Source organism: Paenibacillus sp. FSL R5-0486 (assembly GCF_037975155.1).
Lineage (GTDB): Bacteria > Bacillota > Bacilli > Paenibacillales > Paenibacillaceae > Paenibacillus > Paenibacillus amylolyticus.
Genome location: NZ_CP150237.1, coordinates 2,190,317 through 2,212,712 on the forward strand (window position 1 = coordinate 2,190,317; position 22,396 = coordinate 2,212,712).

At 46.2% G+C, this 22,396-nt stretch carries 13 protein-coding genes and 1 tRNA gene; 12 read left to right on the forward strand and 2 right to left on the reverse strand.

The window, feature by feature from the left end; all coding sequences use genetic code 11:
* The first annotated feature begins 9 nt into the window (after positions 1–9).
* The 8 genes from MKY01_RS09945 to MKY01_RS09980 all read left to right on the forward strand — a co-directional run bounded on the left by MKY01_RS09945 (position 10) and on the right by MKY01_RS09980 (position 8,815).
* Entirely contained in the window at positions 10–1,191 is a 1,182-nt protein-coding gene (locus MKY01_RS09945) for a methyl-accepting chemotaxis protein (RefSeq protein WP_127544295.1), read from the forward strand.
* Positions 1,192–1,420: 229 nt separating this feature from the next.
* On the forward strand, positions 1,421–2,176 hold the full coding sequence (gene pstB / locus MKY01_RS09950; protein ID WP_036609821.1) for a phosphate ABC transporter ATP-binding protein PstB: 756 nt from the start codon (positions 1,421–1,423) through the stop codon (positions 2,174–2,176).
* 63 nt (positions 2,177–2,239) lie between these two features.
* Positions 2,240–2,899, forward strand: a complete 660-nt coding sequence (gene phoU / locus MKY01_RS09955) for a phosphate signaling complex protein PhoU (protein ID WP_036609819.1) — start codon at positions 2,240–2,242, stop codon at positions 2,897–2,899.
* Positions 2,900–3,132: 233 nt separating this feature from the next.
* Entirely contained in the window at positions 3,133–5,787 is a 2,655-nt protein-coding gene (gene polA, locus MKY01_RS09960) for a DNA polymerase I (RefSeq protein ID WP_339286369.1), read from the forward strand.
* 118 nt (positions 5,788–5,905) lie between these two features.
* Positions 5,906–6,733, forward strand: coding sequence for a DNA-formamidopyrimidine glycosylase (mutM, locus tag MKY01_RS09965; RefSeq protein WP_036669994.1), 828 nt, complete (start codon positions 5,906–5,908; stop codon positions 6,731–6,733).
* A 100-nt stretch (positions 6,734–6,833) separates the two neighbouring features.
* Entirely contained in the window at positions 6,834–7,649 is an 816-nt protein-coding gene (locus tag MKY01_RS09970; protein WP_339287132.1) for a manganese efflux pump, read from the forward strand.
* A 9-nt stretch (positions 7,650–7,658) separates the two neighbouring features.
* On the forward strand, positions 7,659–8,255 hold the full coding sequence (coaE, locus tag MKY01_RS09975) for a dephospho-CoA kinase (RefSeq protein WP_100529451.1): 597 nt from the start codon (positions 7,659–7,661) through the stop codon (positions 8,253–8,255).
* A complete protein-coding gene (locus tag MKY01_RS09980; RefSeq protein ID WP_036609809.1) occupies positions 8,252–8,815 on the forward strand; it encodes a lytic transglycosylase domain-containing protein in 564 nt (187 codons plus the stop codon). Before coaE ends, MKY01_RS09980 begins: the two co-directional genes overlap by 4 nt.
* A gap of 82 nt (positions 8,816–8,897) precedes the next feature.
* On the opposite strand, the gene MKY01_RS09985 is transcribed toward MKY01_RS09980, so the two are convergent.
* Positions 8,898–9,119, reverse strand: coding sequence for an alpha/beta-type small acid-soluble spore protein (locus MKY01_RS09985; protein ID WP_017689472.1), 222 nt, complete (start codon positions 9,117–9,119; stop codon positions 8,898–8,900).
* Between the two features lie 116 nt (positions 9,120–9,235).
* Between MKY01_RS09985 and nrdR the strand changes: the two genes are divergently transcribed.
* Positions 9,236–9,703: a transcriptional regulator NrdR gene (gene nrdR / locus MKY01_RS09990; protein ID WP_036609807.1), complete on the forward strand. Its 468-nt coding sequence runs from the start codon at positions 9,236–9,238 to the stop codon at positions 9,701–9,703.
* 185 nt (positions 9,704–9,888) lie between these two features.
* Positions 9,889–9,961 (forward strand) — tRNA-Ala (locus tag MKY01_RS09995).
* Between the two features lie 238 nt (positions 9,962–10,199).
* Here MKY01_RS09995 and MKY01_RS10000 read toward each other — a convergent pair.
* On the reverse strand, positions 10,200–13,829 hold the full coding sequence (locus MKY01_RS10000; RefSeq protein WP_339286370.1) for an S-layer homology domain-containing protein: 3,630 nt from the start codon (positions 13,827–13,829) through the stop codon (positions 10,200–10,202).
* 395 nt (positions 13,830–14,224) lie between these two features.
* Here MKY01_RS10000 and MKY01_RS10005 point away from each other — a divergent pair, with 395 nt between their 5' ends.
* Together MKY01_RS10005 and MKY01_RS10010 are read left to right on the forward strand one after the other, a co-directional pair.
* Positions 14,225–14,782 (forward strand): hypothetical protein, encoded by a 558-nt coding sequence (locus MKY01_RS10005; protein ID WP_339286371.1) that lies wholly within the window; start codon positions 14,225–14,227, stop codon positions 14,780–14,782.
* A gap of 10 nt (positions 14,783–14,792) precedes the next feature.
* On the forward strand, positions 14,793–22,259 hold the full coding sequence (locus tag MKY01_RS10010) for an immunoglobulin-like domain-containing protein (RefSeq protein ID WP_339287134.1): 7,467 nt from the start codon (positions 14,793–14,795) through the stop codon (positions 22,257–22,259).
* The last annotated feature ends 137 nt before the right edge of the window (positions 22,260–22,396 follow it).

The window sequence follows — 22,396 nt, forward strand, 5'->3', positions numbered from 1 at the left end:
TGCGCATTTATGCCCATGTTGCTCGAAGTGAAACCTGACCAGCCTCATGTTGTTTTACATAATGAAGAATTAACGACACCCATAATGGAGCAAACTGAAGTAGCACTAGTTGCTGAAGAATCTGTGATCCATTTGCAGGACTATTATCGTCAGGTACCTGTCGCGGGAGTCCATACCACCTGTGGAGAAGCTGCCACGATGATGAATCAGGATCAGGAGCACCCATGTATTGTATTGTGTGATGAGCAGATGAAACCTACTGGATTGTTAATGCGAGAGACGTTATATCGGATGTTAAATGGCCGTTTTGCCGCAGATCTATTCTACCGTAAGCCGGTCATACAAGTAGTGAATACATCTCCCGTTATTGCAGATATTCATATGGAAGCCGCAACGATTATTGATATCGCACTTGGACGGAATGAACAGCATTTCTACGATTGTCTGCTGGTTACGGAACAAGGCAGACTGCTTGGTGTGCTGACGATGCGAGACGTAATGTCCCTCTCTCGCAGACTGCAACAGGCTGTTACGGAAGAGCGTATACGTACAGTAACCGAGAGCAGACAGGAGATATCCAGAATCAACGATGCGGTCACCAAGCTGGTGAATGCTGCGAATCAGACCGTTCATGAGGCCCGTGAGATCATGGCATTGTCCAAGCAGGGCGAAGAGAGTTTGAAGCACGTTGATGCTTCCTATAACCGGGTACATCAGCATATGGAGAGTCAAGGACAACATGCGGATCACATGCTGAATTCGATCAAAACAGGCTCAGGCATGGCACAATCCATTCGCTCCCTGGCAGATCAAAGTGGTCTCCTCGCCCTGAATGCTTCCATTGAAGCAGCTCATGCAGGTGAATATGGACGAGGTTTTCAGATTGTTGCAGGCGAGATTCGAGCGCTCGCAAAACAGACCCGTGAGGTTGCGGGGAACATGTCTTCATTGCTTGAGAATATTGGTGGATTGACCCTTCAGACTGTTGAACTGGTTAAGGCAAGCGGAGCGGAGATTGACGACAGTTCGGTGCATGTCACCGCAGGGGGAGCAACGTTCCGACAACTGAACAGTGCGGTGAGAGATTTGTCTCGTATAGCAGAGGAGATCGCCATGGAAGGCGGGAAAGCTGGAGAAGTTGCAGAGCACATTCGTACGAAGCTGGATGAGATGGTTTCGAATGGAGAGTAAACTATAAGGTAGTCAATAAAGCAGGCATCAGCAATCAGATTGATCCATCAAGCAGATCATGAAGGTTAAGGATGTCTTTTTTACATTCCGTTAACATGAAAGTGATACTGTTTTTACAATGAAAGGGTAGGATATTAAAGATGGCCGAGCAGCGATGAAAGATTATCAGTATCGGTCTCAACGTAAAGGGAGTTTCCGTGTCCCTGCAGCGAAGGAGAAGTGAACATCCATGAAGGACCTCATTCACATTGAAAATCTTAATTTATATTATGATACGCATCACGCGCTTAAAAATATATCGATGGATCTGCCGGAAAAAACCGTTACTGCGTTCATCGGGCCGTCAGGTTGTGGTAAATCGACATTGCTTCGCACGTTAAACCGGATGAATGACATGATTCCGGGTGTTCGTGTGGAAGGACAGGTTATGCTGAATGGCTCCGATATCTACAGTAATGAGATTGAAGTGGAGACACTGCGCAAACGAGTTGGCATGGTGTTCCAACAACCGAACCCTTTTCCAAAATCCATATACGATAACGTGGCTTATGGACCTCGCTTGCACGGGGTAACCCAAAAGGCTGAACTGGATCAGTTGGTGGAACAAAGTCTTGTCCATGCTGCATTGTGGGATGAAGTGAAGGATGTATTGAAAAAGTCGGCACTTAGTTTGTCTGGTGGACAACAACAGCGTCTCTGTATTGCACGGGCGCTGGCTGTACAGCCTGACGTTCTACTGATGGATGAAGCAACGTCTGCACTCGACCCGATCTCCACATTGAAGATTGAGGAACTGGTGAAGGAATTGCATCACAAGTACACGATCGTTATGGTTACCCACAATATGCACCAAGCGGCACGGGTATCTGGACGCACGGTATTTTTCCTGAATGGTGAAGTGGTGGAGGCAGCTGATACGGAGACGTTATTCTCCACACCGCAAGATTCCCGAACCGAGGATTATATATCTGGAAGGTTCGGTTAAGCGAGCTGAATTGGAATGATCCCGGCATACCCGGAGATGATGGATAAGGAGGACATGAAATCTATGATTCGCAGAAAAGAATTTGATCAGGAGCTTGAAGAGCTGCGTACCTTGCTCAAACAAATGGGTGAACATGTAGGAGCAGCATTGGATGGTGCTATTGAGAGTTTACAAACGATGAACGCGGAGAAAGCTCAGGTCATCATCAAGAATGATGCGAATCTGAATGCCCTTGAAGACAAAATTATGGAACTTGGCTCCAAACTGATCATCACACAACAGCCGGTGGCAAAGGATCTCAGACGTATCATCGTGGCATTCAAAATCTCCAGTGATCTGGAGCGTATGGGAGATCTTGCGCTCGACGTGGCGAAGGTGACACTCCGGATGGATGGACAGAAGCTGATTAAACCTCTGGTGGATATCCCGCAAATGGCAGAAATCGTGAAATCCATGATTGATGAATCCATCGAATCTTTCCTGAAAGAAAACACAGACCTGGCCTATAAAATGGCTCAGACAGACGATCAGGTCGATCAACTGTACAGCCACATGATCAGTGATCTCTACACGTTAATGTCAGAGCATCCTAATCAGGCTTCTCAGGCTATGCTGCTGATGATGGTTGGACGTTACATTGAACGAATTGGCGATCATGCAACCAACATTGGTGAGAGCACGGTATACCTGGTGACAGGTAAACGTCCGGATCTGAATCAATAGAAGAGCATTGCTTTGGAATTGGGGAATCAGTACTGATTAAGTGATGCAATCATATGAATGGAAAAGGACTTTCTCTCAGGTAGGCTGTGTACAGCTGTCTGTGGAGAAGGTTCTTTTTTGCGATTAAATGTGAAGTGAAAGAGGCTATTCTTTTTGATGTGACAGGTGGGTATGGTATCATGAGAGTAGATGTAATTTGAAGAGGTTGACCATATAATACGCGAGGTGCTGGAATGGACAAGTTTATTCTCATAGATGGAAATAGCATTATTTACAGGGCGTTTTTTGCAATGCCGCCTCTGACCAACTCGAAAGGTCTGCATACCAATGCGGTATATGGCTTCACTACGATGCTGCTGAGATTGCTTGAAGAGCATAAGCCTACACATGTCATGGTTGCATTTGATGCAGGCAAAATCACGTTCCGCCACGAAGGGTATCAGGAATACAAGGGTGGACGGGAGAAAACACCACCAGAGTTGTCAGAGCAATTCCCTTTGCTCAAAGAACTGCTGAAAGGACTTGGCATTGCTCAGTTTGAGCTAGCTGGATTTGAAGCGGATGACATCATCGGAACGTTAACCAAACGCGCAGATGAAGCGGGTAGACAGGTGCTCGTTGTATCGGGTGACAAAGATATGCTGCAGCTTGCTTCCGAACATGTACATATCGGGCTGACGCGTAAAGGGGTAACCGATATTGAGCTGTATGATCCTGCTCAGATTAAGGAGCGTTATGGTCTGACGCCGCTGCAAATCATTGATCTCAAGGGTCTGATGGGCGATGCGTCCGATAACATTCCGGGGATTCCCGGGGTTGGAGAGAAAACAGCGTTGAAGCTGCTGCACCAGTTCGGATCGGTAGAAGATGTGCTGAACGGCACTAGTGAGCTGAAAGGCAAGATGAAAGAAAAGATCGAGGCCCATGCCGAAGATGCCCGGATGAGCAAACAACTCGCGACGATTCACCGGGAAGTTCCGCTGGAGCAGACGTGGGAGGATATGCAATTCGCTGGATTAAAAGAAGAAAATGCTGGCCCTGCATTGGCGAAGCTGGAATTCAAATCCTTGCTCGAACGCTTGTCGTTCAGTGGCAGCATTGGTTCTGAACAGGAAGCGGTCCCTGCTGCCGAGGTGGAGTCTTCCATAGCAACAGAGGACAACATCGGTGAGCTGTTCAGTTCCCTCGATTCCATTGATGTCCTCCACGTGGAGACACATGGGGATAACCCGCACCAAGCGAAATTGATTGGACTTGCTGTAGGTTCCGCTGGAACATATACGTTCATATCTCCCGAATTGCTTCATTCCGAAGCTGCGGCTCCAGTGCGGGCATGGCTTGGTAATTCAGAGCAGCCCAAGCGCGGTTATGATCTTCATCGTGTAGACCTGGCCCTGCATGCGCATGGTATTGAATTTGCTGGTGCGTCATTTGATGTACAACTGGCAGCGTATTTGCTTGATCCAACGGAATCCAACCAGACAATTAGTGGACTCACGACCAAGTATGGTCTGCCGTCACTCGTAGAGGATGACACGGTTATGGGCAAAGGTGCCAAGTACAAGGTACCGGAAGTGGAGATCTTGGGTGATTTCCTATGCCGTAAAGCTGCTGCAGTAGCAGCCATTATTCCACTTCAGGAGCAGGTGCTGGAAACCGATGTGATGAATTCACTGTTCCATGAACTGGAGATGCCGTTGTCACGCATATTGGCGGACATGGAGAAACAGGGTATCAAGGCCAATACAGCCGATCTACAGGCTTTGGGCAGTGAGTTTGAAGAACAGATCAGCAGGTTGATGGCTGAGATTTACAAGCTGTCAGGAACGGAATTTAATCTGAATTCACCAAAGCAACTGGGTGAGATTTTATTTGATAGACTGGGCTTGCCAGTGGTGAAGAAAACAAAAACGGGTTATTCCACAGATGCGGAAGTATTGGAGAAATTGGCTCCTTATAATGATGTGGTCAAGCATATTCTGCAATATCGTCAGCTTGCCAAGCTACAATCCACTTATGTGGAAGGATTGCTCAAAGAGATATCCAATCGGGATGGCAAGGTGCATACGTATTATCGTCAGACCATTGCTGCAACGGGACGACTTAGCAGTCAATTCCCGAACTTGCAGAACATTCCGATTCGGATGGAAGAAGGTCGCAAAATCCGGAAGGTATTTGTTCCTTCCGAGCCAGGATGGTCCATTTTGGCGGCAGACTATTCCCAGATTGAACTGCGAGTACTGGCCCACATTTCGGACGATGAGCGCTTGAAGGAAGCGTTTGTCAACGATATGGATATTCATACAAAGACCGCTTCGGATGTATTCGGCGTGAAGCCTGAGGATGTGGATGGGGATATGCGTCGTTCCGCCAAGGCAGTTAACTTTGGTATCGTGTATGGCATAAGTGATTATGGCTTATCGCAGAACCTGCATATTACACGTAAAGAGGCCGCGCAGTTTATAGATCAGTATTTTGAAGTATTCCAGGGTGTCCGCCGATATATGGATGACATTGTGAAGGAAGCTCGTCAGGATGGTTACGTCAAAACGTTGTTGGAACGACGTCGTTACCTACCAGAGATTAATGCCAGTAACTTCAATCTGCGTTCCTTCGCAGAGCGTACGGCGATGAATACACCGATTCAGGGAACAGCAGCAGATATCATCAAGTTGGCCATGGTACAGATGGATGAAGCGCTGCGGGAACGCAAGTTGAAGAGCCGTATGTTGCTTCAGGTGCACGATGAACTTGTATTCGAAGTGCCTGCGGATGAATTGGAACTGATGAAAGAGTTAGTACCTTCAGTTATGGAAAAAGCATTGGAACTGTCGGTTCCGCTGAAAGCCGAAGTCAGCTTTGGTGATAACTGGTACGAAGCGAAATAAATCAAGTGCTGCGCGGTTTTTCCGGTATTTTACAATAGGCCTTTCCATGTTTGAGATATAAGAAAAGGGTCCCGCTGAGCGCCATCTTCCGTTATAATATAGGGGAGGTGAGAACATCATGCCGGAATTACCGGAAGTCGAAACAGTCAGAAGAACATTGAATCAACTTATTGTGGGCAAAACGATTGATCATGTTACCGTTAGCTTGCCGCGGATTATTCAGCGGCCGGACGACATAGATGCATTTGCAATGGAACTCGCGGGACATACCGTCATTGGGGTGGAGCGCCGCGGCAAGTTTTTGCGTATTTTGCTGGACGGGCTGGTGCTTGTCTCCCATCTGCGGATGGAAGGAAGATACGGTGTGTACGAGCAGCATGAAGATGTGGAGAAACATACACATGTGATCTTCCATTTTAATGATGGTACGGAATTGCGTTATAAGGATGTGCGTCAATTTGGTACGATGCATCTGTTTAATGCAGGTGAGGAACTGGTGTCCAAACCTTTGCTGAAGCTGGGACTGGAGCCACTTGATCCAGCCTTTACGGTAACTGCATTCCGCGAGGCGGTTGGCAAGCGTACAACCAAAATCAAGGCTGTACTTTTAAATCAGGCATATGTGGTCGGTATCGGGAATATTTATGTGGACGAGGCTCTATTTCGCGCAGGTATCCATCCCGAGACCATCGCCAAGACACTGACCGAAGCTCAGTTAACGGTGCTTCATGAAGCGATTGTGGCTACGTTGCAAGATGCAGTGAATGCAGGTGGATCTTCCATCAAGTCCTATGTGAATGGACAGGGTGAGATGGGGATGTTCCAGCATCAACTGAAAATCTATGGACGCAAATCAGAACCTTGTACAACTTGTGGTACGTTAATTGAAAAAACGGTGGTTGGTGGCCGTGGAACGCATTTTTGTCCGAACTGTCAGCTACTGTAACATGAACTGAATGAACGAAATGATGAAATCATAGCACCCTTGGATTCCTCCCTCCATATACTGATATGGCAGAAATAAGCGGGCGTATACCCATACTGGCATCTTCAGTTGGCACGAGTACCGCACAGAGGAGGAGTCCGGGGTGCTGCATCATTTTATTTCATTGCTGGCGCTTGCTTTGGCGCTTAGTTTAGATGGTTTTGGAGTCGGGATTACATATGGGTTACGGAGGACTAAGATTCCCCTGTTATCTATCGCTGTTATTTCGATCTGTTCAGGATTGGTTATTGCCTTGTCGATGCAAGTAGGTGTGTTGTTGTCCCATGTGGTGTCACCGGATATCGCTTCGATCGTGGGAGCCGTTATATTGATAGGTATTGGTGCATGGTCACTGTTGCAACTAATTCGAAAGCAAGGCAAAGAACAGCTGGAAACAGACACTGGAATGGGTGAGGGAACAGAAGCAAAGGTAACTGGAGTGGGAGAAGCACAAGAGAGACTGTCGGCTTCAAATGGCAGGAATCAGGTGCTCGCACTGGATCTGGAGCAGTCGGCTTCAAATGGATCACTGGAACGAATGGTATTTACACTGGAGTTGCGCAAGTTGGGCGTTGTCATTCAGATCCTTCGCAGTCCCTCCAAGGCGGATATGGATAACTCGGGGAGTATATCTGCTCAAGAAGCGATGTGGCTGGGTATTGCCCTGTCTCTGGATGCGTTTGGAGCAGGTTTGGGAGCGGCACTTCTGGGATTCCCTACACTATGGACAGCACTCATTATTGCACTGTTTAGTGGGGCTTTTCTGTCACTCGGCATGAAGGTTGGCCTACGATTCTCAGCTCTGCGCTGGATGCGAAGACTGTCTGTATTGCCAGCGCTATTGTTAATGATTATGGGAATAATGAAGTTGTTATGAGGTGAAACGATGAATATAGGCTTAACCGGCGGGATCGCGACAGGCAAAAGCAGTGTTTCCGCCTATCTCGCCAGTAAGGGAGCGTTGCTCATCGATGCAGACGTTATTGCCCGGGAAGTTATGATGCCCGGGCATCCCGTGTTGGCCGCCGCTGTTAAGCGGTTTGGACAAGCCATACTGAACGAAGATGGAACACTGGATCGGAAAAAGCTCGGAAGTATTGTTTTCGAACAACCAGAGGAACGAAAGGCATTGGAGGCTATCACACATCCGGCGATCCGAAGAGAGATGCGCGAACGGGCTGCTGCATACGCGTTGCAACATCCGGATAAACTTGTGGTATCTGATATTCCTTTGCTCTACGAATCAGGTCTGGAGGACGGTTTCGAGGAAGTCATGGTTGTATATGTCCCGAGATCGGTGCAACGAGATCGCTTGATGAGTCGGGATGGAATGACTGCAGCACAGGCTGAGGCTCGAATGGATGTACAGATGGATATTGAGCGCAAAAAACAGCTGGCAGATATTGTCATCGATAACAGCGGCTTATGGCCTGCGACGGAACAGCAAATTGACTCATATCTACAGCGTAAGGGTTTGTTATGAGAATATTGCGTAAGAAACGTGTATTGCTGTTGATGTTTGTTTCCTTTGTACTGGTGTTATTTCTGAATACAAACTGGATGGCATGGTTCTATCCCATACATTATAAGGAAGAGATCCGTGCCCAATCTCAGAGCTATGAGGTTGATCCGTTTCTAATTGCTTCCATTATCAAGGTGGAGACCAATTTTAAGACAAGCAAGGAATCCAAACGAGGTGCCATTGGGCTCATGCAACTGATGCCGGACACGGCGAACTGGATACTGGAACAAGCCAAAATTCCCGACACTTCGCTGGAGGAATTGAAGCACGAGCCAGAACGAAATATTCAGTTAGGCACATGGTATCTGCGGAATCTGTCCGATCAATTCGATGGCAATGAAGCAGTTATGATCGCTGCCTATAATGCGGGTCCAGGCAAAGTGAACAGTTGGCTTAGAGATGGTGTATGGGATGGCTCGTTCGATACAGTGAAAGATATTCCGTTTGGTGAGACGCGTCACTATGTACAAAGAGTCATTTACTATTATAATCAGTATGTAAAGATCTATAATACGTTCTAAGTATATAAGTAGAAGCACAGAGCAGGCCGGTTATTCACCGGCCGCTCCATGCTCCTCTGTGTAGCGTATTACGATGCAGATATTATTGGTATTGACCTGCCAATTGCTGTTCTGCAATTGTTACCAGACGCTTCGTGATGTATCCACCGATCGAACCGTTCTCGTAAGAAGTCATGTTACCTTGGTATCCGTCTTGTGGGATGCTGATTCCGAGTTCTTGAGCAACTTCATATTTCATTTGCTCGAGTGCTGCGGAAGCTTTAGTTACCACCAAGTTGTTGGAGTTACCATTGCTTTGTGCCATTGCTGTTCACCTCCTCGCGGGTTGGTAAAAGTATTATGTGTCGGCAATGCGTTTTTCATTACAAAATCAGTACAGGGAATATGTGGTAAAAAGTAAAACGTGGGAAGTGATCTGTTTTGAAGTGTCCTTATTGCGGTTATATGGGTACCAAAGTGCTTGATTCGCGTCCGGCCAACGAAGCAAAATCCATTCGTCGTCGCCGTGAGTGTGAGCAATGTGCCCGAAGATTTACAACGTTTGAGATGATTGAGGAGACTCCACTGATTGTCATTAAGAAAGATGGCAGCCGGGAAGAGTTCAGCCGGGACAAAATTCTCCGCGGGCTTATTCGTGCCTGTGAGAAACGTCCAGTCTCCGTAGAGACCCTGGAGATGATGGTATCTGAAGTGGAGAAATCTCTGCGTAATACAGCCGATGCTGAGGTCGAGAGTCGCCAGATTGGTGAGTTATTGATGGAACAGTTGTTTCCGGTCGATGAAGTGGCGTATGTCCGTTTTGCGTCGGTATATCGCCAGTTCAAAGATATCAATATGTTCATGAAAGAACTGAAATCCCTGTTGTCCAAAGACGATCTGGAGGATTAGTGTAGTGGGTAAAGGGAGAAGAGCAGTCTGGAGTTCCAGTCCGTGTGTACCAGAGAAATCGGTTGTTCTTCTCCAATCACTTTGGATCTTGAGAAAGTGATTGACAGCGAAAGCTGGATTTTATATGATATAGGAGTCGCCTGTGGAACGTAGCAGTGTTGGACAAGTTATCTATTTCATATCCTGGGGCCTTAGCTCAGCTGGGAGAGCGCATCGCTGGCAGCGATGAGGTCAGGGGTTCGATCCCCCTAGGCTCCATAATCAAGAATGCCATCACATTATTGCGATGGCGTTTTTTTTGTGGTGAAATAAATCAGAACATGCATAATTAATTAGAATTTTTTGGACTTGGGGACGAATATTCTAGATGCAAAAATCGAGGGTGTTCAAATTCCTGACCGTGGAGTTGTCAAAAAAAGTACAGTTTGAAAACAAGGAGACCCTTCCGGCTGGATATTGTCCAACCGGAAGGGTCTGCATTTATCTATATACGCTTTCACTTAGCCAGATATTCGACGAACCTTACAAAGATCGTGGCTACTTCGGCGCGGGTGGCGGTGGCTTTGGGAGCAAAGAAGTTGTCCGGCTTGCCTACTACAATGCCGATGTCCCGCAGTGCCTGAACGGCCTCCAACGCCCAGGAGCTGATCTCACTCTCGTCCGTGAAGGGCTTAGAGTGGCTTTCAGGTAGCTCATAGCCTTTGTACTTCATGTAGTTGTACAGTATCACCAGCATCTGCTCGCGCGTCATCGGTGAATTGGGGTCAAACAGGTCTGCGTTTGTACCGTTGACTATGCCTTTTTCGGCCGCCCACTCGGCTGCCGCGGTGTACCATTGTCCGTCCGTCACGTCGCTAAAGCGGGAACTCGTGTAGCTGGAGAGGTTTACGTTCTCAAGATTGGCCAGTACCTGCACGAACATTGCACGCGTCATTGCGGTGCCGGGTGAGAACGTCGTGGACGTCGTGCCGTTGAAAAGATCGTATGTGAAGGCGAAATTTATATAGCTGTAGAACCAGTCGTCCATGTTGGCATCCCTGAAAGGATTGCCCGATATCACGAGGAAGCCCAGTGGGGTGGCGTCATCAAATGCCAGCTCCGTACCCTCACGGATGTTCAGCGACATGCCGTTATCTAAGCTAACTTTTGCGCCGCTCGGTCCTACCACAACCGCTCCGCCGCTCCGTATCTTCGATCCGCCGTGAATATCCACACGGTTGCCGTTGGGCAGGGTCACATGCGCGTCTTTGCCGCCTACTGTAACCGTACCGTCGCTCGCTATCGTCGATCCTCCCGAAATGGTCACTGTGCTGTTGTCGCCGGGTAGTATCACTTCGGCGCTCTTGTCTGCCGGAATGGTTAACTTACCGTTTGAGTCTATCGATGTGCCTTCGGGTACCTTAATCTTCGTCCCGCCTTTGGTCGCAATCTCGCCGCCACCGGGAAGGGTGGTGTTGCCGTTTTTGTCTGTGATCGCGGGTTTATCCTTCGGTGTATTCACTGTGTAGGTCGACTTCAACGTTCCAGCGTCTGTCCCGGTGCCCGTATTGTCGGTGTTGCCCGTATTACCGATGTTGCCGGTATTTCCGGTATTTCCGGTGTTTCCCGTATTGCCGCCAGAATCAGGCACAGTGGGAGTCGTCGTCTTCATCGGCGTCGTCGTAGCACTGATCTCCGCGCCGTCGCCCTTTGCATTCACCGCGATGATGGTGAAGTTGTAGCCTTGGCCGTTTGTCAGGTTCTTGAAGGTATATTTGGTCTCCGTCGCATCCAGTGTGATCGGCGTCCCGTTGCCATACCATACCTTGTAGCCCAAGATCGCACTGCCACCGTCGTCAGCAGGGGCGGTCCAGTTCAATGTGACCTGTCCGTCACCGGCTGTCGCCTTGAAGCCGCTCGGAGCACCTGGCACGACCGGTTTTCTCTGCGCGAACATCCAATCAAAGACGTCTGTGTAGTCATTGTTCCAAGCTGGCAAGTTAGAGGACTGCGCCGTGGGAGCTATGCTCCAATTCCCCATAGTTATCTGGTTGTAAAGAACCGCCGCTTCAACTTCGTGCGCTATGTAATCAGCCAGAACAGGTGTGTTGGCCGGATTCGGCCTCAGGTTCGGCTGATCAAATTGATTGTAGGGCCACGTAAGGACCTCATTACTCTCAAAGCGCGAAGCCCTCGCGTTGATCATTTTCGGCATATTGTTATTGATAAAGTTATTGAGGTTAGTCTGGTAGCCTCCAACATTATGAGCATTTAAAAACATCCAATAGGCCAGGTTGTTGTGAGCGTCATTGTCCTTAGCGTTCGGTGAACCGCTTACCGGGGCCATAGGTGCGGCGGCGGCGAAGAAGCCAGGATGGCTGTTAACTAAGTTGTTTGTATACTGGCCGCCCCATGAGAAGCCAGCCGCGTAAACACGATTAGGGTCTACTTCGCCGCTGGCAATCAGGGCGTCTATGACCTTCTTAACATTCTCTGTTGAGGGAACAGATACGCCATTATAGGAAATATTCAGTACATGGCTGGCGTACTTGTCAGGATTTTCTTCCATTTTTTTCATTAGAGCGACCGAGCCGTTGGCGGATTTCATGGCCGCTTTTTGGTCTGTCGCAGCGTTTGTACCGCCGCGTGACATGCCGTGAGTATAAACATACAGCGGCAATCCTTTGATCACTTTACCGTCTTCATCCTTGTGTAGGTAGAGCGAGCGATTGACCGAATTGTCCGTGAATGTTGTAAACTTGTCAAGGATCGGATTCACAACTTTGTCCTGTTCAAAAACCACGTTGCGAAGTGGACTCCCCTCTGTCAGTACGATCTCTCCGTTTGGGACGATGTTGTAAACCTGCTTTGTCGAGTTACTGCTGCCATCCAGCGTTGTTTTGCCGCCGCTCGCTGAATAAAACTCAGACTCAACTACGATGTAACGGCCGCTGGCCAGTCCGTCCTGATAATCTGGTGAATTGTTAACCTGCCCCAGATAGCCGCGTACTTTCGGCTCGTCATTAGCATATACCCTTGTGATTTTGCGTGGTCCTTCAAAGGTCACTGCTTCGCCGTTCAGGGTCGTGTTCCTAGCCGATAAGGCAAACAAGTCCGGATTAAGCGCGGAGCCTAACGCTGCCTTCCCCTCGCCTAAGTCGATGATGACAGCCGTTGTGTACTCGCCACTTGCGAAGTTGTCATTCCATACAACAAAGGGAAGCAGCCCCGCGTCCGGATCGTTTTTGAATGTTACGTGAATTGTATGGTCAGCCTCAATATTCGAAAAGGTATAAGTGCCAGCAGATAGAGTCGCGGTCTCGCCGTCTACCGTTACGGTATCCACCATTTTGCCGGAATCGGGGGTAAACGTAAATTCTTTGTTAGAGTCCCGATCTACTCTCAGAACATCGCCGGGTGGGTTCGGCGTTATTCGGCCGCCCGGTCCCGCAGTGGCTGTGATTGAGAATCTGGTGTCCACTTCATTGGCTAAAGAGAGCTGCAGGCTGTCTGTAAAAGAAGCAGCGCTGGTGTAAGCCGCGTCCGGATCTCCGAAACTGGAAACGACTTCATAACGATCACCGCCCTTTTCTGTTGAGTTATTAATATAAACCTCAAAGGTAAGCTTGCCCTCCTCCAAGGTCAAGGTTCTTTTGGGTATTCTCATCTCCACGATATATCCTGTTTCCGTGATCTGGGTCCATGCAGCTCTGCCCGGAGCGGCCTGCCCTGAAAACACACCCGTCGCGCTAACGCGCCATTGGTTTGAGCCTCCGGTTCCGGTGCCGACATAAAACTCCAGGCTGTCGTACTGGTGATCTCCGCCAGCTCCCTGATATAGATTACTGTCATTCACAACTACTCGGGAATACAGGTAGTCATGGTCCCAAAGGATTTTGGCTGTGCCCGTGGCATGGGGTCTGGGATCGGCGGGCACAGTGCTTTTGTTGATGTGATGCTCCATGGTCTGGCCCCAGAGTGGGTCGTTTGACCCGAGTTCGGGAGTTCCAAAAATGGCGGTGGGTGTTTCATTCGCTTCTGCGTTCTCGATGTTGTCAGTGGCGGCGGCATAGCTGGTAGGCATTAATGACACCACCATTACCAAGCAACAGAGGAACGCGAGCATTCTGCTAAATCGTTTTGGCATAAATGAAAATCCTCCTTATTTTTCGATTCGGTGTGCCCATGGCTTACCGCATCGTATTCGGACACGTTGTCCATATGACAAGCGCCCAACTATATATATTATGTTTATCAGGCGTTCAATCCTTTAATTTACCTATAGAGTATATTAAGAATGAAAACGATTACTTCGAAGCATAGGGATAGTGTTGAAGTTTGCGGGAATTACAATAAAAAAATCCACCTTATTAACAAGATACTACATTGAATTGGAAGTGTTGAAGACGTAATATGAGAAGAAATGTAAGCGCATTCTTTTTTTTAAAACGTATCTCTATTTCCTTGAGCGAGGTGGTCTGGTTTTATAGGTGAGAGATATGGGTTGTATGCTTCTGAAAATTAATCGAAGGGAAGAATGCTATGCGGAAGCAAATTACAATCCTAATGTTAGTTTTACTTATGACCTTCAGTAGCTGGTTTAATCTTGTTCTGCCATTTAGCAATCAAGCTTCAGCGGACACAATAACACCAACGATGTTGGCGTATTATCCATTGCTTGAGGATGTACAGGATATATCAGGTAATGAAAAGCATGGAACGGCCGTAGGAGACATTACTTACACCGATGGTCTCACTTTACCTGGGGGAACAGATAGTAATTCAAACTACGTTCAGCTTCCTACTGGTTTGTTTGATAATCAAGAAAATACAACGATATCTGTATGGATCAAGAGCAACACTGGAAGTGGGAACTACTCAGCATTATTCTACGGTACTCCAGCAGCTGGCAATAACTTGCCAACGAATTACTGGATGTTTAATCCATCGAATCCAAGTGGTGATTTTAAGTCAGTATTTACGAATAACAATAATGTTGACCAGCCTTGGACGACTGAGGTAGGGGTATCAGGCACTTCTACGTCACAGTACGCACTATACGACGGTCATTACAGAACGCTCTATTACAGGTTACATTAACGGTGTAAGCATAGGCACGACCGCCAAAGAGAAAACAACAGCAAGCTTTGGTACTGATTTGCATGCTTACATCGGTCGCTCCAATTATTTAGGGGATGCTACTTTTGCGGGTAGCTTTCAAGATTTAAGAATTTACGGAGAGGCACTAAATAATGAAGATATCGCTGTAGTATATGAACAATCGTTTAATGAAAAGCAAGTACAACAAGGCAAAATAGAGCTAACGTTAGGAGACATATCGGCAGTTACAGAATCTCTTGAACTGCCTACTCAAGATAAGAATGGCACAATGATCTCATGGACTTTTAGTGATGAGAGTGCGATTAGTCCAACTGGGGAAGTGTTCTTACGAGAAATGGAGCAACAAGTGACGTTAACTGCAACCATTTCTTTAGGTGGAAGCCAGGCAACGAAGGAGTTCATGGTTACCTTACTACCTAAGGATGACACTGTTGAGCAGATTGCCGTTAAGAATGTCTTGCTTAATGAACCTACAATTATTTTATCAGTGGGGGACAGCGAGACATTAGTGGCTACGATTTCACCTTCAAATGCAACGAATAAAAAAGTTATCTGGACATCTAGTGACTCCAGTGTAGCGATTGTCAATTCAACGGGTAAAGTTACAGCTGTTAGTGGAGGTACAGCCACAATTACGGTACAGACTGAAGATGGAGAGTTTACAGCTACATCAGCCGTTACGGTTAAAGGAAAATCGTTAAAAGATGACCTTATTCTTCATTACAACATGAAAACGACTGAAGAAGTAGACGGTCAACTCGTACTGAAGGATGTTGCTAATAAGGCAGTTACATTTGACGGAATATTTAGAAATCCAAATAATGGACAATTCATTTCAAACAGTGAGGTTGGCTTTGTTTCCTTCAATGGTGGAAGCTCTACATCTAATAGTGAGCATATTGAGATTCCTAAGGGCTCAAATGGACTAGATCTACTACACGGTCTAAATGAGATTACAGTATCTTCAATCGTGAACTGGACAAATGATGGGACGAATCGCTGGATCTTCGGTTTGGGTACTGTATTAACACCAGAAACGAACAAATATTTCTTCGTAACACCACGTCACGGTAGTGGATCAGGTAATATGATTGCTACAGGTATCTCTAAAAATGGCTGGCCGAATGAAGCATTAGTTACAGGTAGCGCAAACTCAAACCTTATCGGTGGGCAGTGGAAGCATGTAACGGTGTCCTTGTCCGAAGCTAGCAATAGGATAACGTTATTCGTGGATGGAGTTAAGGTTGCTTCGGGTAATGCAAAGGGACTAAAGCTGTCAGAAATTATTAATCCGGATGCTACTTTCTCTGGCTTTATCGGTAAATCAATCTTCTCAAACGATCCATACTTTCAAGGTAGCGTAGCTGATTTTCGAGTATATGATCGCGCGTTGACAGAGCAAGATGTAGGCGAGTTATATCAACAAGAAGGAGCAACTCACATCTCCAAAATACGTCAGCTCACTGTTGATGATGCCGCGAATCAACTTGACATCAGTCGTTACTTAGGTGAAGGCGATAAGAGCACCGATAAGATAACGAGAAACGTTACATTACCAACAAGCGGTAAAAACGGCGTCAGCATTACTTGGAGTTCCAGTCATCCTGCTGTCATTTCTAACCATGGCACTGTACAGCGTCCAGCTGTTCAAGCAGGTAATGTTCAGGCAGAGCTTACGGCCACTTTAACGTATCAAGGCGTATCAACTACAGCTGTATTCCCTGTTACGATCTTGAAGCAATTCGATGATCAGCAGAAGGTTGATCTGGACGCTGAACAAATAGAGATCTACAATGCTGACAACATTAAAGGTAACTTACGTCTTGTTGCTACAGGTGAACAAGGCTCCACAATTACATGGGTATCTAGCAGACCGGCAGTTGTGAAAGGAACGGCTGAAGCGGCTGGTAACGCTACACAGCTAGGCTGGGTAAGCCGTCAAGCTACGGATACGCCCGTTACGCTAATAGCTACAATTACGAATGGTGCAGCTTCTAAAGAGCTTACGTTTAACGTTACGCTTAAACAAGCAACTGCGCCAGTGCAGCATGATGCTTACTTCTTTGCGTACTTTACAGGTGAATATGAGGGTGGTGAAGAGATATCCTTCGCTACAGCTGAAGATCCATTGTTCTGGAAAGGGTTGAATAATGGTAAGTCGATCCTTCAATCTGATATGGGTGAAAAAGGACTTCGGGATCCATTCGTTATACGGTCTCCAGAAGGGGATAAATTCTATATGCTGGCAACCGATTTGAAAATGGGCGAAAGTACAAATTTCGACCAAGCTCAAATTACGGGTAGTCATTACATGATGATTTGGGAGTCGGAGGATCTCGTTCATTGGAGCGAGCAGCGTATGATCGAGGTTGCTCCTAAGACTGGAGGAAACACGTGGGCACCAGAAGCCATCTATGATCCAGTAACTGGAGAGTATATCGTATTTTGGGCATCATCGATGAAAAACACAGAGACATATGGTGATTATAACGGAAGACCTGCAGGTCAGTACAATGTGATGTACTACGCAACAACAAGAGACTTCTACAACTTCTCGGAGCCAAAGGTCATGATTGATGAGTCACTTCCGACCATTGATACAACGTTTATTGAGCATAATGATATGTTGTACCGATTCACCAAATCAGAAGTGAATACTAAAGTGTATGTGGAGAAAGCACCAACTTTTTACTATGACAAGGACGGTATTGCAGCAAACGGCCTTCAATACGACGCTGTTCCGGGTACACGTGATAATAAACTTGGCTTGATCGGAAATAATGGCAACAACGAAGGGCAAACGATTTTTAAAGATAATAATAAAGACAAATGGTATCTGTTCCTTGATTCATGGCCATATCATGTTCGATATACAACAGATCTGGATAGTAGCACACAATATATGAACAATGTATTAAGTAGTGATAAATATGCACTTCCGCCAGGACCACGACACGGAACCGTAATTCCAATCTCACATGCAGAGTATGATGCTTTGCAAGAGAAGTATGCCTGGAAAGGTCCAGCACCATCAACAGACCCGGTTGTACATTACTCATTTGATGCAAATACAGTGAATGGTACAACGGTGAATGACATTTCTGGCAATGGTCATCACGCAACACTAGTAGGTGGAGCAACGATTAATGAAGAGGATCGTATTGGTAAAACGGGTGGTGCACTAGAGCTTAATGGATCAACAGGATATGTGAAGCTGCCAGATAACTTGATTCAATCCTTGAATCTTGAGAAGGCTACGTTCTCTACATGGGTTCAAATGGACAGAAATCAAGCAAATCAAAGAATATTTGATTTTGCTTCCGACACAGGCAGACAGGTTAACCGCAACACCATGTACTTGAGCACACAAGGTGATACAGGTAGTCTAGAGTTTGCTGTCGTAACACCTTTTACAGAGAAATTTAGCAATGACAGCACGCGACTGGGATCAGAATATAAATATGCGGTGAGAAATTCCGGGTTATTACCAACGAAGACTTGGCAGCATGTTGCAATTACAATGGATGAATTTGATGCCGTATTGTATGTGAATGGTCAAGAGGTTAAACGTAACTCGACATTTAACGTTGAGCCGAGAATGTTACTGGAAACAACGATGAATTATATTGGTAAATCGAGAAACAGCTCTCATAGTTTATTTGATGGTAAATTGGATGATTTCCGTATTTATAATCGTGCATTATCCGTTGAAGAGATTACAACATTAGCTGATGAAGACGTGACTCCTCCAGTAGAGCAGCCATCTGGGGCAGAGCTCATTCTTCACTATGATATGAATGATATCGATGGTGCGACGGTTATTGACCAAACAGGAAAATTCAACGGAAAATGGATGAATCCGTCTAAAGCAGAATGGATTCGTACTCAAGATGCTGGTGTACTAAGCTTTACTGGTGGCACAACTAACTCTTATGTAGAGCTACCACAAGGAGTGCTTGATGGATTAACGGATATGACTGTTTCATCCATTGTGAACTGGAGCGGTAAAAACGCTGCCGAGTGGTTATATGCATTAGGAAGACCAAACGATAATACACACTATACGTATTTCACACCACGTTATAACGCTAACGGTCTAGCTCGCCTAGGTATCGCGACGAATGCTTGGAATAATGAGTCTTCAACTTCTACCACGGGCTTAAAGAATAATGAATGGAAAGTCGTTACGACTGTTGTTTCAGGCACGGATGGTACACTAACGCTTTATATTGATGGTGTTGCTGTTGCATCAGGCTCAACGAATGGGATGACACTAGAACAAATAAAAAATACTTCAGGCAGTAGTGGAACCATCGGTAAGTCATTCTATACAGCTGATCCATACTTCGGCGGGTTGATTGCAGACTTCCAAATCTATGATGGTGCTATGACTGCGGCAGATATTACATCACTTAAGGCTCATGCAGATCAGAAGATTGCTTTGATGGAGGGCATGCTTGTATCGGCTGCGACAGAGAAATTAACGATTCATGATCTTCTTGCTTCTAATGCATCAAAAGATGCGATTATAAGCAATGTAACATTGCCAACATCAGGTGTTTATGGCACAACAATAAGCTGGACTTCAGATAAGGGGAATGTCATCTCAACTACAGGTGCCGTAACCAGACCAGCTAACGCAACAGGTGATCAAGTTGTAACGTTAACAGCAGTATTTACAGATGGTACAGAGACAGTTAACAAAACTTTTCAGTTGACGGTTAAGGCATTGCCAAACGATGTCACTTCTGTAGATGAAGCAAAAGTAGCGCTAGTCGTTCATAACATTAATGATGTAAGAGGTCATATATCATTACCAACATCTGGACTATATGGAGTAACGATTACTTGGGCTTCTGTACAACCAAACGTCGTTTCAGTTACTGGAGAAGTAAAACGTCCGGCACACGGTAGTGGAAATGTAGACGTCAAGCTTACAGCTACGATTACATTAAATTCAGCATCCACTACGAAGGAATTCATTGCGAAGGTGAAGGAATTGCCTGCTGATGAAAAATATGCGGGATACTTTTTCACATATTTCACTGGAGAAGGTACCGCAACAGGGGAGCAAGTTTACTTTGCACTAAGTAACGGTAATGATCCGTTGAACTGGCGAGAATTGAATAATGGTAAACCTGTATTGACCTCTACCTTAGGGGAGAAGGGGGTACGTGATCCGTTCATTATTCGTTCGCCTGAAGGTGATAAGTTCTACATGATCGCTACCGATCTGAAAATTAACGGCAATGGTAACTGGGGCAGAGCACACACATGGGGTAGTCGTTCCATTATGGTTTGGGAATCGAATGATCTAGTCAATTGGACAGATCAACGCATGGTAGAGGTTGCACCGGAAGAAGCGGGTAATACATGGGCACCAGAAATTATGTACGACAACACAACAGGTGAATATATCGTATTTTGGGCATCAAGAATGTTTGATGACGCATCCCATACAGGCGATGCTTATCAAAAAATGATGTATAGCAAGACAAGAGATTTCTATACGTTTACTGAACCGCAAGTATATTTGGATTATGGATATTCAATCATTGACACAACGATGATTGAGCATGAAGGAAAAGTGTATCGCTTTACGAAAGATGAGCAAAACAACGGAGCTTCTGCTCCATTTGGCAAGATGATCTTCCAAGAGGTGGGTGACTCGATCTTAGATCCAACCTACAAGATGATTAATCAAGGCGTTGGTAACATCAAATGGGTCGAGGGTCCAACGATCTTCAAATCAAATACCGATGAAAAATGGTATTTATTCGTAGATGAGTTTGGTGGAAGAGGTTATGTTCCATTCGAGACAACAAATCTTGCATCAGGTGTCTGGACATTATCTTCTAACTACAACTTACCAGCTAGTCCGCGTCACGGAACGGTAATTCCAATTACACAAAGTGAGTATGATGCACTCAATGGAAAGAACGTACCCGTTAGCGGAATTAGCTTGGACAAAACAACGTTGTCCATCGTAGAAGGTCAATCAGGGCAATTGACAGCTACGGTAACACCAGCTAATGCAACGAAAAAAGCAGTAACATGGAGCTCAAGCAATACAGCTGTAGCCACTGTAAGTGCGACAGGTCAAGTAACAGCGGTGGCACCAGGAACAGCAAGGATTACAGTAACTACAGTGGATGGTGGTTTATCATCAAGCGCTACGGTAACGGTAACACCATTGGTTGATGGAACACCACAAGTACCAAGCAGTGGTAATGGAAATGGTGGCGGTGACGGTAACATTCCTGCACCTACAGTACCAACAGCTCCAGGTGGAAATGAGCCAGTGGTCATGGACAACGGGCAAATACACATTAAGCCGGTTGTAAATGAGAGCGGTGCTTCTAAAGTGAAGTTAAGTGCGGATACGGTGAAACGTGCGCTTGATCAAACGACAGGCGGTAAGTTACACATGCAAGTTGAAGCTGATGCAAGCTTGAACGAGCTAACGATTGAGCTAGCAGTAGATCCGCGCTTAACAAGTGGAGCTTCTATGGTAGATCTCATCGAGATCAACACAGGCTCTGCAGTCGTAACCGTGGCAACCGAACTGCTTGGAACAGGAACAAGTGCAGGGAAAACGTTAGGATTGTCGATTAAGAAAATCGCAGCTAATCAACTGCCAGCTGGCGCACAAGCTCAGCTGAACGGTGAGGTCGTATACGATATTGAGCTAACGATTGATGGTAAGAAACTTACAGAGTTTGATGGCAGAGATGATCTCGTGATTGAATTGCCATACACACTAAAGGCTAACGAAAATCCAAACAACGTCGTTGTATACGATGTGAAGGACAACGGAGAGCTAAGAGTGGTGACGAATGGTAAATACAATGCAGCGACAGGAAAAGTAGAGTTCAAGCCAACGTATCTAAGCAAGTATACGGTAGCGTATGTTGCAACGAGCTTTAAGGATGTGACCCAAGATTGGGCGAAGGATGCGATCTCAGCATTGGGAGCAAGAGGCATTGTGAAGGGTGTAGGCAACGGCGAATTTAATCCGAATGGTCAAGTGACAAGAGCAGAATTCATCACCATGCTGATGAAGTTGTTTGAGTTATCGGATGAGAGCGCAACGACAAGTTTTAGTGATGTGAAGCAAGGAAAATGGTACCATGGAAATATCGCAACCGCGCAGAAGCTAGGGATTGTGAACGGGAAGCCAAATGGACGATTCGGAGTTCATGAGAACATTACGCGAGAAGATATGGCGGTTATGGTATACAAGGCTGTCCAAATTAAGCAACTGGCGTTAGCAAGTGGTGAAGCTACAGCCTTCAAGGATGAAGCAAACATCGCAAGTTATGCGAAGCAAGCGGTAGAGGCAATACAGGGAGCAGGCATAATAAACGGTGTAGGTAACGATGAGTTTGCACCGAAGAAGAATGCTAGCCGTGCAGAAGCAGCAGTGATGATCTATAATGTGTTGGGTTTGATGTAGACACGTTAATTATAAGGCAGTTGCTATTGATTCACTCAGATCATAAAGTTGGGCGGAAGAACTTGTTCCGTCCACTTTATTGTCTGTTTAATCAGCGAGCAGGAAAAGCCGTTAGATCCTGCCCTAAAGAATTAGCT